This is a genomic window from Streptomyces sp. NPDC020801 (genome assembly GCF_044334385.1).
Taxonomy (GTDB): domain Bacteria; phylum Actinomycetota; class Actinomycetes; order Streptomycetales; family Streptomycetaceae; genus Streptomyces.
This window is the reverse complement of sequence record NZ_JBIRST010000035.1, coordinates 43,219-58,263: the sequence shown is the minus strand read 5'-3', so window position 1 is coordinate 58,263 and position 15,045 is coordinate 43,219. Positions and strand designations below refer to the sequence as shown.

Below are 15,045 nucleotides of genomic sequence, written 5' to 3'. Positions count from 1 at the left end.
TAGATGCCCAGGTTCCCGATGATCCGGGTGATCGGATCCCAGGACATGTCCACGATCTGCGCCGGCTTGCGCTCCCCGGCACGGGACTCGGTTGCCGTCATGTCCGTCTGAACCTCGTTTCCTCAGTCAGGCGCGCCAGTACGGGTCGTAGCCGCTGGTCAGCTCGGGTCGTTTGTGACGCCACTTCGGTTCCTTGTTGACGGCCATGCTGGTGATGCCGCGCATGCGCCGGATGAACGCGCCGTACGGCTTGACGAGGACCGACGACAGGCTGCCGCCCGTGGGCTCGTCCATGAAGGGCATGAAGGCGTCGGGGAAGCCCGGCATGGTGCAGCCGATGCAGATGCCGCCCACGTTCGGGCAGCCGCCGATGCCGGCCATCCAGCCGCGCTTGGGCACGTTGCAGTTGACGACCGGACCCCAGCAGCCCACCCGCACCTGGCACTTGGGCGAGTTGTAGTCCCTGGAGAAGTCGCCCTGCTCGTAGTACGCGGCCCGGTCGCAGCCCTCGTGGACGGTCTTCCCGAACAGCCACTGCGGGCGCAGCATGTGGTCCAGCGGCGGGGGCGGTGCCGACCCGGCGGCGTGGTAGAGCACCCACGTCAGGGTCTCCATGAAGTTCTCCGGCTGGATGGGGCAGCCGGGCACGTTGACGACCGGCAGGGCGCCCTGCGACTTGAAGTCCCAGCCCAGGTAGTCGGCGAGGCCCATGGAGCCGGTGGGGTTGCCGGCCATCGCGTGGATGCCGCCGTACGTGGCGCAGGTGCCGGCCGCGACGACCGCCCACGCCCTGGGCGCGAGCTGGTCGATCCACCAGTTGAGGGTGAGCGGTTCGCCGGTCTCCAGATCGTTGCCGAAGGAGGTCCAGTAGCCGTCGCCCTCGATGATGTTCTGGTTCGGGATCGAGCCCTCGATCACGAGGATGAACGGGGTGAGTTCACCGCGGGCCGCCGCGCGGAAGGGCGCGAGGTAGTCCTCGCCGCCCAGGCTCGGTGACAGCACCTTGTTGTACAGGTGCACCTTCGGCAGCCCGGGGATGTGCCCGAGCACGATGTCCTCGATCGACGGCTGATCCGCCGCCGTCATGGAGACGGTGTCGCCGTCGCAGCTCATGCCCTCGGAGATCCAGAGAATGTGCATCTCGTCGAAGCCGGCCCGCTCGTTGGCCCGTTCGGGCTCCTGGCTGACCCGGGTGGTACCGCTTTCGGTGGTCATGTCCTCGGCCTCCCCTGGAGACGGTCGCGGAATCGGTCGTAGGCGGCGGCCACCGGTCCGAGCACCGTGAGCGCCGGGGGATGGTCGGGCGCGTTCGGATGCGGCCGGGTCGGGGCGCTCTGCTTGGCCTGTTCCAGGAGCCGGCCGAGTTCGTCCAGTTCCTGCTGGGAGACGTGTTCGCGCAGCAGGGGCAGCGTCTCGCCCTCCTCCTCGCGCACGTGCTCCTCGACCTCGTCCCTGAGCTCGGCCATGAGCTCACCCTCGCGTTCGTCGCCGGGGGGCAGCTTGTCGAGGGCCAGCAGCAGCTTCTTGACCGCCATGTGCTCACTCAGGTGCTCGTCGATCTTCTCCGCGCCGTCCGGAAGGACCTTCCTGGCCATGGGGTAGACCATCATTTCCTCGAGCGCCGCATGCCTGGAAAGCTCGCGGACCGCCAGCTCGACCACCCCGCGCCGCTGGGTCTCGGAGGCCGCTGCGTGGTAGTCGCGGAACAGCTGCTCCACCATGCGGTGATCGTGTGTCAACAACTCGATGGCGTCCATCGCACCTTTCCTCGTCCGGGGCCGGTGGCCTCGCGGCCGCGGCACATCGGGGCGGACGTAACGGAACCGGCCGGACCCGCTCACGCGCTCCACGCCGGGCACGGACGCCGCCCGGTGCGGGGAAGGCAATCCGTCCGTCCACCAGGCTCGCTCCATTCACCGCGGACCGCCTCTTTTGCGGGGTCAGTGGGGTGAACGGCGGCGGTTCGGCCGGGCCGGCCCGACGCGGCGCCCGCGTGTGCTTCCGCTCCGCGCCGGCCGGCACCCGGGCTGCGAGACGCTCCCGCGTCCGCGAGCGTGTGAAGGCCGCCGACGACGTGGCCGCCGACGCGCTCGGGAACACGGCGGAGTGCGGGTCACACCTCGTTCTCCGGCCAGCCCAGGAGACGCGCGCCGATCACCGCGGTCTGCAGCGTGTACCGGTGCACGGGGTCGGCCGGGTCGGCGCCGGTCAGTTTGTGGATCCGCTCCAGGCGGTAGGTGAAGGCGCGCACGCTGAGGCTGAGGCGGCGCGCCGCCTCAGCGGCCGTGCAGCCGGCGTCGAAGTAGGCGGTCAGCGTGTCCACCAGCGGCTGGGCGCCGCCGCGGGCGGCCCCGAGCGGGCCCAGTGTGTTGCGGACCAGGTCGGCCATGGCCTGCCGGTCCCGGGCCAGCACCGGATACACGAGCAGGTCCGCGGCCCGCAGCACGGGCTCCGGCAGGTCGAGACGGTCGGCGAGATCGAGGGCGTTGAGCGCCTCCTCGTACGAGTGGACCACTCCCCCGGCGCCCGGGTGGGAACGTCCGACGGCGACCCGGCCGCCGCCGGTGGCCGCGTACGCCTGCTTGGCGAAGAACGCCAGGACCTCGTCCTGGTCGCCGGGCGCGACGCAGACGAGCCGTCCGTCCTTGGTGGTGAGCAGGATGCGGCGCTCCCCGAACCGGCCGACCAGCGCGTTCTCCACATGCCGGGTGGCCGGGTGGGTGGCGTCCACGGGCTGCCCGCCCTGGGCGACCGCCACCGCATGGGCTCGGGAGAAGAGCAGCCCGTAGCGTTCCGCGCGTTCGGCCAGACGCCCCAGGTCGCTGCGCCCGTAGAGCAGGTCGTCGATGAACTCGCGGCGGTCGGCCTCCTCCTGGCGCATGGCGAGCTTCTGCGCCCGCTCGTGCCCCTCGGCGAAGGCGTCGATGGCCTGCTCGACGGCGGCGAGGAAACGATCGACCCCGGCGGCCGTCAGCGCGGGCGACAACGACCGGGTCTCAAAGAGGTGCCGCCGGACCAGGGTGCGCAGTCCGTGGCCGGCCTCCGCCGCCCGTTCGCCCTGGGCGCGCAGCGACTCCAGTTCGTCCCGGGTCAGGCGGCGGCCGGTGACGCAGACGTCGGCCAGGATCCGGGTGTACCCGGCCAGATACTCGTCGGGTACCTCTGGCCGTGTCACACGCCCTCCCCGGGTCTTGATGCGTTACTGGCGTTTTCTTAACGCACCGAGCACGAGCATGACAAACGTGTGACGGGTGTGCATGTCCGGCATGAACGGCCTGCCGACGTTGCCGGGTGCCGGCAATGCGCGGCGCCGGCGCTCCCTGCCAGGATGTCTCCCGGCAGAAACGGGGGAACAACGGGGAACAACCCGGTGCCGTGCTACGGAAATCCCGGCACCGGGTCCCCGCGCCGCTCCCCGCCGAGTCACACGCCGGCGCTCACCCCGGCCCGAGCACGGCCGACCGCGAACCCACCTCCCACCGCTCCCGGCGCGCCTCCCGGACCACCGCTCCCCGCGCCCCTCGGACCACCGCTCCCCGCGCCCCCGGAGTCCCGGGCAGGGCCGGGCCCCACCCGTTTGGGTGATCAACATGCCATGGGGTTAGCATATGAGCGCCGCCTAGCTCGAAAGATAGATCTGTGACTGTCAACGACGACTCGTTCACCAACTGGAAGAACCGCGAGGAGATCGCGGAGTCGATGATCCCGATGATCGGGAAGCTGCACAGGGAACGGGACGTCACCGTCCTGCTGCACAGCCGCTCCCTGGTGAACAAGTCGGTGGTGAGCATCCTCAAGACCCACCGGTTCGCCCGTCAGATCGCCGGCGAGGAGCTCTCGGTCACCGAGACGCTGCCGTTCCTGCGGGCGCTCACCGAGCTCGACCTCGGTCCGTCCCAGATCGACATCGGCATGCTCGCCGCGACGTACCGGCGCGACGACCGGGGTCTTTCGGTGGCGGAGTTCACCGCCGGGGCGGTCGCCGGGGCGACCGGCGCGAACAAGATCGAGCGCCGCGAGGGCCGCGACGTCGTCCTGTACGGATTCGGCCGCATCGGCCGCCTCGTCGCCCGGCTGCTCATCGAGAAGGCCGGCTCGGGCAACGGCCTCAGGCTCCGCGCCATCGTCGTCCGCGGGGGCGGTGATCAGGACATCGTCAAGCGCGCCTCGCTGCTGCGCCGGGACTCCATCCACGGCCAGTTCCAGGGCACGATCACCGTGGACGAGGAGAACAGCGCGATCCTCGCCAACGGCAACGAGATCAAGGTGATCTACGCCGACGACCCGACGTCGGTGGACTACACGGCGTACGGCATCAAGGACGCCATCCTCATCGACAACACCGGCAAGTGGCGTGACCGCGAGGGGCTGTCGAAGCACCTGCGGCCCGGCATCGCCAAGGTCGTGCTGACCGCGCCCGGCAAGGGCGACGTGCCCAACATCGTGCACGGCGTCAACCACGACATGATCAAGCCCGACGAGCAGATCCTGTCCTGCGCCTCCTGCACCACCAACGCCATCGTCCCGCCGCTGAAGGCGATGGAGGACGAGTACGGCGTGCTGCGCGGCCACGTGGAGACCGTCCACTCGTTCACCAACGACCAGAACCTGCTGGACAATTACCACAAGTCCGAGCGCCGCGGCCGCTCCGCGCCGCTCAACATGGTCATCACCGAGACCGGTGCCGCCTCCGCCGTCGCCAAGGCGCTGCCCGACCTCAAGGCGCGGATCACCGGCAGCTCGATCCGCGTGCCCGTACCGGACGTCTCGATCGCCATCCTCAATCTCCAGCTCGCCCGCGAGACCACCCGCGAGGAGGTCCTCGACTACCTCCGCAACGTCTCGCTGACCTCGCCGCTCAAGCGCCAGATCGACTTCATCAGCGCGCCCGACGCGGTTTCCAGCGACTTCATCGGCTCGCGTCACGCCTCGATCGTCGACGCCGGCGCCACCAAGGTCGAGGGCGACAACGCGATCCTCTACCTGTGGTACGACAACGAGTTCGGCTACTCCTGCCAGGTCATCCGCGTCGTGCAGTACGTCTCCGGAGTGGAGTACCCGACCTACCCCGCTCCCGCGGTCTGATCCGGACCGCCCCGCCCCGCCCGGTGGCCCACCGGGCGGGGCGGCGGCCGTAAGGGCAGGCCGTCGGCCCGGCCCGCGTGCGAGGCGCCCGCCCCGCTCCCGGCCGGCCGCCCGCCCCCGTCGATCCGCCGAACCGGCGTGTGTGAGACTGCGCCCATGATCCGCACCGCGACCCCCGCCGACGTCCCCGTCATCCACTCCCTGATACGTGAGCTGGCCGAGTACGAGAAGGCGAGCGACGAGGCGCGGGCGACGCGGGAGCAGCTCACCGAGGCACTGTTCGGCGAGCGTCCGGCCGCGTACGCGCATGTCGCGCAGGGCGCGGACGGCCAGGTCGTGGGCTTCGCGCTGTGGTTCCTCAACTTCTCCACCTGGCGCGGCGTGCACGGCATCCACCTCGAGGACCTTTACGTCCGCCCGGAGGCCCGCGGCGGCGGCCACGGCAGGGCGCTGCTGACGGAACTGGCCCGCATCTGCGTCCGTCGCGGCTACGAACGGCTGGAGTGGTCGGTGCTGAACTGGAACCGCCCGGCCATCGGCTTCTACGAGGTCCTGGGCGCCCGCCCGCAGGACGAGTGGACGGTGTACCGGCTCACGGACGAGGCCCTCGGCGCCCTGGCGGCGCATCCGGGCCGGCGTGAGTGAGGTTGTCTGCGCGGCCAAGGAGCGCCACGCTCGACACAGCGGTGTACCCGCCCGGCGGGCCGGGCGCGGTCAGGCCCACGGCACGGAGCCCGGGCGGCGGTACACGGCCCCCGATGGGAAAATGTCCCCATGGGGGAACCTGCCCGTGGATGAGGATGTGGGCATGGGCGTCAGCGGTGTGGCGAGCAGTGCGAATCCGGGCGATCCGTTCGACATCAAGACCACGGCCGTGGCGGTCGTCGATGCCGACGGGCTGATCGCCCACTGGAGCCGGGGCGCCGAGCATCTGCTCGGCCACCGGGCCGGTGACGTGCTGCGGCGTCCCGCGGGAGTCCTGCTGGCGGGCGGCGATCCGATGTCCCTCACCTCACGGCTGCGCCGCGTGGACCGCGGCTGGGACGGAGTGGTCAGCCTCCGCCACGGCGCCGGCCACACGGTACGGCTCGCCATCCGGGTGTCTCCCCTGCTGGGCGCGGACGGGTCCCACGACTGGCTGGTCCTGGCGTGCGACATCGCGGACCGGCGCAGACACGAGCTGTACGAGAGCGTGGCACGGGGTCTGCTGGAGCAGTCCCCCATCGGGGTCGCGGTGCTGGACACACAGCTGCGCTACCGGTGGGTGAACCGTGAGCTGGCCGGCATGGAGGAGGCCGCGGCGGACGGCGCGGGGCCGGCCGGCCCCGCGCAGGAGGACGGCCCCGGCCCGGCTCCGGCAGGCGAGGGCAAGTCCTCCGCCGTCGTGACCCGGCACGCCCGGCAGGTGCTCATCTCGGGACAGTCCCAGGTCACCCTCGAACACGTGCCGCCGCGGCACGGTGTACGGGGCCGGGGCGGTCAGGGACACTCCAGGCTGCGCTCCTTCTTCCCGCTGCGGGACCCCACGGGCCGGGCGCTGGGGATCTGCTACGCCGTCCTCGACGTGACCGGCCAGGACCCGGCGCGCGAACGGCTGGCGCTGCTGAACGCGGCCGGCGAGCACATCGGGACCACGCTGGACCTCGACCGGACTGTCCAGGAGCTGGCAGAGGTCATGGTCCCCCAGGTCGCGGACTTCGCGGCCATCGATCTGCTGGACGTCGTCCAGACGGCGGGGGACCGGCCCACCGGCTCGGGACACGGCGCGGCCACACTGCGCCGGGCGGCCCATCTGTCCATCCAGGAGAGCCAGCCCGAGGTGATCGTCGGCATCGGCGAACCCACCCGGTACCCCCCGCGCTCTCCCCAGAAGCGTTGCCTGGCGACCGGAAAGCCCCTGCGTGAAGTCGTCGGCCCGTCGACGCCCTGGCTCGGCGAGGACCCCGAGCGCTGGCGGAAGATGATCGAGCTGGGTGTGCACACGCACCTGGTGGTGCCGCTGCTGGCCCGCGGCATCACCATGGGCGTGGTGACCCTGCTGCGCTGGAAGAACCTCGACGCCTTCGACGAGGACGACCTGCTGCTGGTGGAGGAGCTGGTGGCGCGGGCCGCCGTGTGCGTGGACAACGCCCGCCGCTTCGCCCGGGAGCACCAGGCGGCGCTCACCCTCCAGACGAGCCTGCTGCCACCCAATCTGCCCGAGCACAGCGCCGTCGAGGTCGCCCACCGCTATCTGCCGGCCGACGCCGAGTCGGGGGTGGGCGGGGACTGGTACGACGTCATCCCGCTCTCCGGTGCCAGGGTCGCGCTGGTGGTCGGCGACGTGGTCGGCCACGGGCTGCACGCCGCGGCCAGCATGGGGCGGCTGCGGGCGGCCGTACAGACGCTGGCCGACCTGGATCTGCCCCCGGACGAGCTGCTGGCGCACGTCGACGACCTGGTCGTACGCCTGTCGGACGAGGCCGAGGCCGCTGCCGAGGGCCCGACGGTGGTGGGTGCCACCTGCGTGTACGCCATCTACGACCCCATCGCCCGCAAGATCGTCGTGGCCCGCGCCGGCCACCCGAGCCCCGCCATCGCACACCTGAGCGAGCCCGTCGAGTTCCCCGACATCCCGGCCGGCCCGCCGCTGGGGCTGGGCGGCCTGCCGTTCGAGTCGGCGGAGATAACGGTGGAGGAGGGAAGCATCATCGCGCTCTACACCGACGGGCTGATCGAGGCGTCGGACCGGGACGTCGACGTCGGCATGGAGCGCCTGTGCTTCACCCTGGCCCACCCGGACCGGCCGCTGGAGGAGATCTGCGACATCATGGTCCGCACTCTGCTGCCGGACCGGCCGCGGGACGACGTCGCCTTCCTCATCGCCCGCACCCATGTGCTGAGCTCCGACCGTGTGGCGTCCTGGGAGGTGCCCGCCGACCCGTCGGCCGTGCACGTGGCACGCGAGGACGTGAGCCGGCAACTGTCGCTGTGGGGCCTGGAGGAGACGGCCTTCACCACCGAGCTGATCGTCAGCGAACTGCTCACCAACGCCATCCGGCACGCCTACGGCCCGATCCACCTGCGCCTCATCCACGAGCGCGCCCTGATCTGCGAGGTCTCGGACGCCAGCAACACCTCCCCGCACCTCAGGCGCGCGCGCAGCACGGACGAGGGCGGCCGGGGCCTGTTCCTGGTGGCCCAGGTCGCCCAGCGCTGGGGCACCCGTTACACCAGCACGGGCAAGACGATCTGGGCGGAGCAGCAGCTGCCCGCCCACACCTAGACTGGTGCGGCGACCGGAAAGGTTCGCCGGCCACAGCACTAGCCACGGCCTCCCACGCGGTGTGCGGGCGCCGGGTCCCGCCGGACGTCACCGGCCGCCGGCACCGGCCGCCCCACCGGTCGCCCGCAGGCGAAGCGCAGTGCTAGAACTGGGACATGATCGGACGTTCCCGCCGGTCCCGGACCAAAGCGGCATCGCCGCCCGACGGCCGGCGGTCTCCTGATCCGTCCCGTCGCCCGGGGCCCCGGCCGACGGCGGGGCGTCGCCTCTCGCCGTCCCGGGCCCTTGGCACGCTCGCCGCGCAGGTCTTCCTGCTGCAGGTCATCGTGGTCCTGGTGCTCGTGCTGGCGGCGGCCGCCGCCCTGGTGCTGCAGGGGCGATACGACGGCGAGGACAGCGCCAAGAAGCGTTCCCTGGCGGCCGCGGAGGCGTTCTCCCACGCACCCGGCACGGCGCTGGCGCTGGAGTCCCCGAACCCCACGATGCTGCTGCAGCAGCCGGCGACGCAGACGCAGGTGGGGGCGGGCCTGGACTTCGTCTCCGTGCTGAACAAGGACGGGGTGCGGGTGGCCGACACGGATCCGAGGCTGATCGGCACCAAGGCGAGCGGCGTGGGCCGGGCCGCCACGGGCGAGACCTTCACCGACACCTACCACGGCAGGCCGGGCGACGCCGTGCGCGCGGTGGTGCCCGTCATGGACCCGAGCCGGCGCGTGGTCGGCATGGTCACCACCGGAATCCAGGTCGAGACCCTGGGCCATCTGCTGAACCAGCAGGTGCCCTTGGTGCTGGGTTCCGCGGCGCTGGCCCTCGCGCTCGCGACCGCGGGCGCCGCGCTCGTCAGCCGGCGGCTGCGCCGCCAGACCCACGGTCTGGGCCCGGCCGAGATGACCCGGATGTACGAACACCACGACGCGGTGCTCCACGCGGTGCGCGAGGGCGTGCTGATCGTCGGCGCCGACGGGTGTGTGCTGCTCGCCAACGACGAGGCGCACCGGCTGCTGGACCTCCCGCAGGACGCCGACCGGCGGTACGTCACGGAGCTCGGGCTCGCGCCGGAGATGACGCGACTGCTGATGTCGGGCGAGGACGCCTCCGACGAGGTGTTCCCCGCCGGGAGCCGGCTGCTGGCTGTCAACACCCGCAGCACCGCTCCGTACGGCGGCGCGCCGGGACTGGTGGCCAGCTTCCGCGACACCACGGAACTGCAGGCCCTGTCCGGCCGCGCCGAGGTGGCTCGCGGGCGTCTGACCCTGCTGTACGAGGCGGGCGTACGCATCGGCAGGACGCTCGATGTGCGGCGGACCGCCGAGGAACTGGCCGAGGTGGCCGTGCCCCGGATGGCGGACGTCGTCACCGTGGAGCTCCTCGACACCGTGCTGCACGGCGAGGAACCCACGGGTGCGGTGAACCGGATGCGCCGCACCGCGCTGCGCGGCTCGGACACCGGAGATCCGCTGCAGCCGGTGGGTGACCTGATCCAGTTCGTGGTGGCCGACACCCCGATGGTGGCGGCGCTGCGGCGCGGCAAGGCCGTTCTGGTGCCGGACCTGCACGCCGCCGAGGACTGGCGGGCCCAGGATCCGGAGGGTGCGCGGCGGGTGCTGGAGCACGGCATCACCTCACTGATCACGGTGCCGCTCAGGGCACGGGGCGTGGTGCTCGGCATGGTCAACTTCTGGCGGGGCGCCGGCTCGCCGCGGTTCGAGGAGGAGGACGTCGCGGTCGCCGAGGAACTGGTCGCCCGCGCGGCCGTCGCGATCGACAACGCCCGGCGGTACTCCCGTGAGCATGCGATGGCGGTGACGCTGCAGCGCAGTCTGCTGCCCCGGGACCTGCCCGAGCAGGACGCGCTGGAGGTGGCCTGGCGCTATCTGCCGGCGCAGTCGGGCGTGGGCGGGGACTGGTTCGACGTCATACCGCTGCCCGGCTTCCGCGTGGCGCTGGTGGTCGGCGACGTGGTGGGACACGGGCTGCACGCGGCGGTGACCATGGGCCGGCTGCGGACGGCGGTGCTGAACTTCTCCTCCCTGGACCTGCCCCCGGACGAACTGCTCGGCCATCTCGACGAGATGGTGACGCGGCTGGACACCCAGACGGCGAGCGCCGACGGCGAGGCGTCACCGGTCACCGGGGCCACCTGCCTGTACGCCATCTACGACCCGGTGGGCGGGCACTGCGCCTTCTCCCGTGCCGGGCACGTCGTACCGGCCGTGGTGGACCCCCTTGGGCGGGTGACCTTCCCGGACCTGCCCCTGTCGCCGCCGCTGGGGGTGGGCGGGCATCCCTTCGAGGCGGGCGAGCTGGACCTGCCGGAGGGCAGTCGGCTGGTGCTGTTCACCGACGGTCTGATCGAGGACCGCGGGCGGGACATCGACGAGGGGCTGCACCTGCTCGGCTCGGCCGTCGCGCATCCGGACCAGACGCCGGAGGAGACCTGCCGGGCGCTGATGGAGACGATGCTGCCGGAGCACCCGAGCGACGACGTCGCGCTGCTCGTCGCCCGGACCAAGGTGCTGGACCCGTCACGGGTCGCGGTCTGGGACGTGCCCTTCGACGTCATGGCGGTCTCCCGGGTGCGGACGGACATGAGCCGGCGACTGCACGACTGGGGGCTGGAGGAGTCCTCGTTCGGCATGGAGCTGATCCTCAGCGAGCTGTTGACCAATGCCATCCGCTACGGCGCTCCGCCCGTCCGGGTCAGGGTCCTGCTGGGCCGGACGCTGATCTGCGAGGTGTCGGACGGCAGCAACACCTCCCCCCGGCTGCGGCGCGCGGCCATCACCGACGAGGGCGGCCGGGGCCTGTTCCTGGTCTCGCAGTTCGCCGACCGGTGGGGCACCCGCTACGTGGCGAGGGGAAAGGTGATCTGGGCGGAACAGTCCCTGGACGGCCCCCAGGAGCCGGACCCGACCGTGCTGCTCGACGAGATGGCCTGGTGAGCGCAAGGTTGCCGGGACCGGTGATCCGCTCGGCGAACCCGTCCGCGATCCACGGGAGGGGAAACGGGAGGAGAGAACCGTACCCCTGCGCGGCTGCGCGCCGTGACCGTGAGAAGCCCCCTATTAGACGCTGAGTCAAATTACTCAACCGTAACCTCCCGGCCGCTACCGGCGGTAACCGCAGGTGGGTACGTTCTCGTCAGTTCACTCCCCATGTACGTGAGGAGTCCGGTGGACGACCGGGCCCCCTCGCGCCGTCGTGCCTCGGCACCCGGACCGGCCCCGGCCGGTGTCCCGGAACCAGGCCGCCACTCCTGTTCGGCCGCATCTTCAGGAGGTTCCCCATGCCCGCGCGCAGATATCTGCTCGCCTCCGCCGTCGCCGCCGCGTCCCTGTGCACCCAGGCTTTCCCGGCCATCGCGGCCACGGACTCCGGCCCCGTGGTCTCCCGGGGCATCACCATTCCCGGGTTCTACAACCCGCCCGCCGAACTTCCGGCGGCCGACGGCGCCCTGATCCGCAGCGAGCCGCTCCCGCTCGCCCTCAGCCTGCCCGGCGTCGACGGACCGCTGCCGGGCCGCGCCACCCGCCTGATGTACAAGTCGACGGACTCGGCCGACCGGCCCGTGGCCGTCACCGGCGCCTACATCGAACCCACGGCGCGCTGGAACGGCGGCGGACCGCGCCCGCTGGTCGTCGTCGCCCCGGGCACCCTCGGGCAGGGCGACCAGTGCGCGGCCTCCATGGGCCTGGAGCACCCGGTGTCGTTCAACGGCCGGACCATGTCGGTCGGTTACGAGGACCTGGCCATCTACCGGCTGCTCGCCAAGGGCGCCGCGGTGGTGGTCACCGACTACGCCGGGCTGGGCGCGACGGACCGGCTGCACACCTACGTCAACCGCGTCGACGAGGCCCACGCCGTCCTCGACGCGGCCCGCGCCGCCCGCGACGTCGAGGGAGCGTCGGTCACCTCCGCCTCGCGCGTCGCACTGTACGGCTACAGCCAGGGCGGCGGTGCCACCGCGGCCGCCGCCGAACTCCAGCCCGGTTACGCCCCCGACGTCCCTCTCGTCGGCACCTACGCCGGCGCACCGCCCGCCGACCTGACCGAGGTCACCAGGGCCATCGACGGCAGCGAACTGGCCGGCGCCCTGGGCTGGTCCCTCAACGGATTCCTGCAGAGCGACCCGGAGCTCAAGCCGCTCGCCGACGCGCACCTCAACGCCGCGGGCAGGACCGCCCTGGCCGACCTGTCCACCATGTGCGTGGGCGACGCGCTGTTCTCCTACGGCTTCACCAAGAGCTCCAGTTGGACGACCGACGGGCAGACGGTCAGTGACATCATCCGCTCCACACCCGCGTTCCAGGCCTTCCTGGACAGCCAGCACATCGGCACGATCAGGCCGGCCACTCCGGTCCGGGTGGCCACCGGAATCAGCGACAACCTGGTCCCGCACGCCCAGGCGCGGCAACTCGCCGTCGACTGGTGCCGCAAGGGCGCCGACGTCACCTACAAGGCCGTCGCCCTGCCCGGCCTCGGCAGCGCCCTGCTCAACCACGCCGGCCCGCTCCTCGCCGACCAGGGCAGTGCCATCTCCTGGCTGACCGACCGCCTCACGGGCCGTCCGGCCGCCTCCAACTGCGCGACGATGCCCGTGCAGCCCTGACCGCGCCCCGCGCACCCGCACCCGCACCCGCACCCGCACCGAGCACAGGAGGGCCGCCCCGTCACCGGCGGGGCGGCCCCTCGTGTCCCGGACGTCAGGCGGCGCCGCGCGCCCTGCGGCGCAGCGTGAGGTACGTGCCCGTCGCCCCCGCGGCCAGCAGCGCGCCCGCGGCGATGCCGGCCGGGAACGTCGGGAAGGCGGACGTGTCGACGGCCGCGGCGGTGTTCTGCAGGGCCGGACCCGGGGTGATGCTCGTGGCGACCGGCGCCACGTGGTGGATCGGGCCCACGGACTCCACCGAGCCGTCGCTGTTCAGCAGCACCTGCCTGCCGTTGGGGTGGCGGAAGTCGAACAGGCCCGTGAGCGGGCCCGCGCCGGCGTCGAAGGAGTGGTCGCCGATGCGCCCGATGTGCCAGTTGTCCTCGACGAAGCGGATGATCGACGTCTGGTCGGTCGGGGTGTGGTCGACCTTGTTGACCTTGCTGTACGGGGAGACGACCAGCAGCGGCTGCCGGGCACCGGGGCCGCAGCGGTCCTGGTAGCCACCGGACGCCTTGGGGCCGGCCTGGCAGGCGGGGCTGTCGGTGGCCTTGCCGTTGGAGCCGGGCGCGGTGTCGGTGGAACCGTTGCGCACCTTGGCGTAGGCGTGGTCGTACCAGCCGTCGGAGTCGTCGTAGGCGATGACGACCGCGGTCGACTTCCACTGCGGCGAGCTCTGGATCGCGTTGATCTGGCTGACCAGGAAGTGCTGTTCGTCGATCGGGTCGGAGTACGCGGCGTGTCCGTCCTGGTAGGCGCCGGCCTTGACGAAGCTGACGGCCGGAAGCCTGCCCGCCTTCAGCGCGGCGGAGAAGTCGGTCAGGTCGTAGTTGTGGTTGGCCCGGCCGTCGTGGCCGATCTCCGCGACGTCCTTGGGGGGCAGGTGGTGCGGGTTGGACGTCGACTTGTAGTACGCGAACGGGTTGTGGTGCGGGCTGTAGTCGACCACCGACGCGCCACCGACGTTGGTGTGCGCGGTGTCGCACTTGGCGTACTCGCCGTGCTTGCCGGTCCACGCGGTGGACGGCCGGAAGCCGCCCTGGAACCAACCCCAGCTGACCTTCCCGGTGTTGAGCAGGTCGCCGATGTTGCGGCCCTTCATCACGGCGAGGGCGTTGGAGCTGGTGTGGTCCTTGCCGGAGCAGTCGTCGAAGCCGGGGTCCGGGTCGTTGATCATCGTGCCGACGCCGCTCGCGTCGGGCGACTTGACGGTGTAGGCGTCCGGAGTGGGGGTCTGCTTGGGGTTCTCGGTGCCCGAGGCAGGGTCGACGGAGATGACGCCGTGCGTCTGACCGGAGATCAGGTTGATGGCGCCGGGGCTGGACGGGCCGTAGGTCGAGCTGAAGGAGCGGTCACTGAGGGCGTAGTGCTGGGCGTAGTTCCACAGTCCGGTGACGGTGTTGCCGTCGTAGTAGTCCATGACCAGGCCCGGCTCGCCGAACAGGCCGCCGCTGCACTTGTCGACCTCGGTGTTCTCCACGTACTTGTCGGCCCTGCCGCCGTTGGCGGCGTACTGCTCGGGGCCGTAGGAGTGGTTCTGGTCGCACGTCATGGCCTGGGCGGGGGTGAGCCGCTTGGGGGCGTACTGGTTCGGATTGTTCGTCAGCAGCCCGGCGTGCGCCAGGGTGTCGATGTTCTTCGGGGTCCTCTTCGACGCCGTGAACCTGGTGCCGTCGGTGTTGGCGGCCTTCGGGTACGTGGCGAAGTAGTGGTCGAAGGAGATGTTCTCGTCGAACAGGACGACCACGTGCTTGATGGGCGTGGCCGTCGGCGGGTGGCCGTGCTGGCCGGCGGAAACGGCGGCCCAGCTGGGGGCGTTGCCGCCCAGGACCGTGAGGGCGGCGGCACCCGCAAGCGCCCCCAGGCTCCGTATCGTTGCTCGTCTTCCCCTGCTGGCCATGCTGTTTCCCCTCTGGGCAGGATCGTTCTTGCGTGGTACGGCCTGGATGCTCCGCCGGGCAGGCAGCGCGGCGGCGGAGCCATGATGACCCCGGGGTGAACACCGGGTCAGGGAAGCCGAGCCAATTCTTGACCGTGTATTGACCAA

General features: G+C 71.6%; 9 protein-coding genes. 5 read left to right on the top strand and 4 right to left on the bottom strand.

What is annotated here, in order from left to right:
- Positions 1 to 126 precede the first annotated feature (126 nt).
- The 3 genes from ACH4UM_RS38970 to ACH4UM_RS38960 all read right to left on the bottom strand — a co-directional run bounded on the left by ACH4UM_RS38970 (position 127) and on the right by ACH4UM_RS38960 (position 3,175).
- Positions 127 to 1,215, bottom strand: a complete 1,089-nt coding sequence (locus ACH4UM_RS38970; RefSeq protein WP_398190540.1) for a hydrogenase expression protein HypE — start codon at positions 1,213 to 1,215, stop codon at positions 127 to 129.
- Positions 1,212 to 1,757 carry a hemerythrin domain-containing protein gene (locus ACH4UM_RS38965; protein WP_398190538.1) on the bottom strand — a complete coding sequence of 182 codons (546 nt, stop codon included), beginning with the start codon at positions 1,755 to 1,757 and terminating at the stop codon, positions 1,212 to 1,214. The genes ACH4UM_RS38970 and ACH4UM_RS38965 overlap by 4 nt, the downstream gene beginning before the upstream one ends.
- Positions 1,758 to 2,113: 356 nt before the next feature.
- A complete protein-coding gene (locus tag ACH4UM_RS38960; protein WP_398190536.1) occupies positions 2,114 to 3,175 on the bottom strand; it encodes a PucR family transcriptional regulator in 1,062 nt (353 codons plus the stop codon).
- Between the two features lie 464 nt (positions 3,176 to 3,639).
- Here ACH4UM_RS38960 and ACH4UM_RS38955 point away from each other — a divergent pair, with 464 nt between their 5' ends.
- The 5 genes from ACH4UM_RS38955 (at position 3,640) to ACH4UM_RS38935 (ending at position 12,959) form a co-directional block, all read left to right on the top strand.
- Positions 3,640 to 5,085 (top strand): glyceraldehyde-3-phosphate dehydrogenase, encoded by a 1,446-nt coding sequence (locus ACH4UM_RS38955; protein ID WP_398190533.1) that lies wholly within the window; start codon positions 3,640 to 3,642, stop codon positions 5,083 to 5,085.
- 156 nt (positions 5,086 to 5,241) lie between these two features.
- On the top strand, positions 5,242 to 5,730 hold the full coding sequence (locus ACH4UM_RS38950) for a GNAT family N-acetyltransferase (RefSeq protein ID WP_398190531.1): 489 nt from the start codon (positions 5,242 to 5,244) through the stop codon (positions 5,728 to 5,730).
- 145 nt (positions 5,731 to 5,875) lie between these two features.
- Positions 5,876 to 8,350, top strand: a complete 2,475-nt coding sequence (locus tag ACH4UM_RS38945) for a SpoIIE family protein phosphatase (protein ID WP_398190528.1) — start codon at positions 5,876 to 5,878, stop codon at positions 8,348 to 8,350.
- Positions 8,351 to 8,505: 155 nt separating this feature from the next.
- Complete coding sequence (locus tag ACH4UM_RS38940) at positions 8,506 to 11,292, top strand: SpoIIE family protein phosphatase (RefSeq protein ID WP_398190525.1); 2,787 nt, start codon at positions 8,506 to 8,508, stop codon at positions 11,290 to 11,292.
- 344 nt (positions 11,293 to 11,636) lie between these two features.
- Positions 11,637 to 12,959: a lipase family protein gene (locus tag ACH4UM_RS38935; protein ID WP_398190522.1), complete on the top strand. Its 1,323-nt coding sequence runs from the start codon at positions 11,637 to 11,639 to the stop codon at positions 12,957 to 12,959.
- A gap of 94 nt (positions 12,960 to 13,053) precedes the next feature.
- On the opposite strand, the gene ACH4UM_RS38930 is transcribed toward ACH4UM_RS38935, so the two are convergent.
- Positions 13,054 to 14,898 carry a phospholipase C gene (locus ACH4UM_RS38930; RefSeq protein ID WP_398190519.1) on the bottom strand — a complete coding sequence of 615 codons (1,845 nt, stop codon included), beginning with the start codon at positions 14,896 to 14,898 and terminating at the stop codon, positions 13,054 to 13,056.
- Positions 14,899 to 15,045 lie beyond the last annotated feature (147 nt).

Coding starts and splice junctions, on each gene's coding strand:
- ACH4UM_RS38970 (WP_398190540.1), bottom strand. CDS start 1,215: ATGACCACCGAAAGCGGTACCACCCGGGTCAGCCAGGAGCCCGAACGG.
- ACH4UM_RS38930 (WP_398190519.1), bottom strand. CDS start 14,898: ATGGCCAGCAGGGGAAGACGAGCAACGATACGGAGCCTGGGGGCGCTT.
- ACH4UM_RS38950 (WP_398190531.1), top strand. CDS start 5,242: ATGATCCGCACCGCGACCCCCGCCGACGTCCCCGTCATCCACTCCCTG.
- ACH4UM_RS38935 (WP_398190522.1), top strand. CDS start 11,637: ATGCCCGCGCGCAGATATCTGCTCGCCTCCGCCGTCGCCGCCGCGTCC.
- ACH4UM_RS38965 (WP_398190538.1), bottom strand. CDS start 1,757: ATGGACGCCATCGAGTTGTTGACACACGATCACCGCATGGTGGAGCAG.
- ACH4UM_RS38940 (WP_398190525.1), top strand. CDS start 8,506: ATGATCGGACGTTCCCGCCGGTCCCGGACCAAAGCGGCATCGCCGCCC.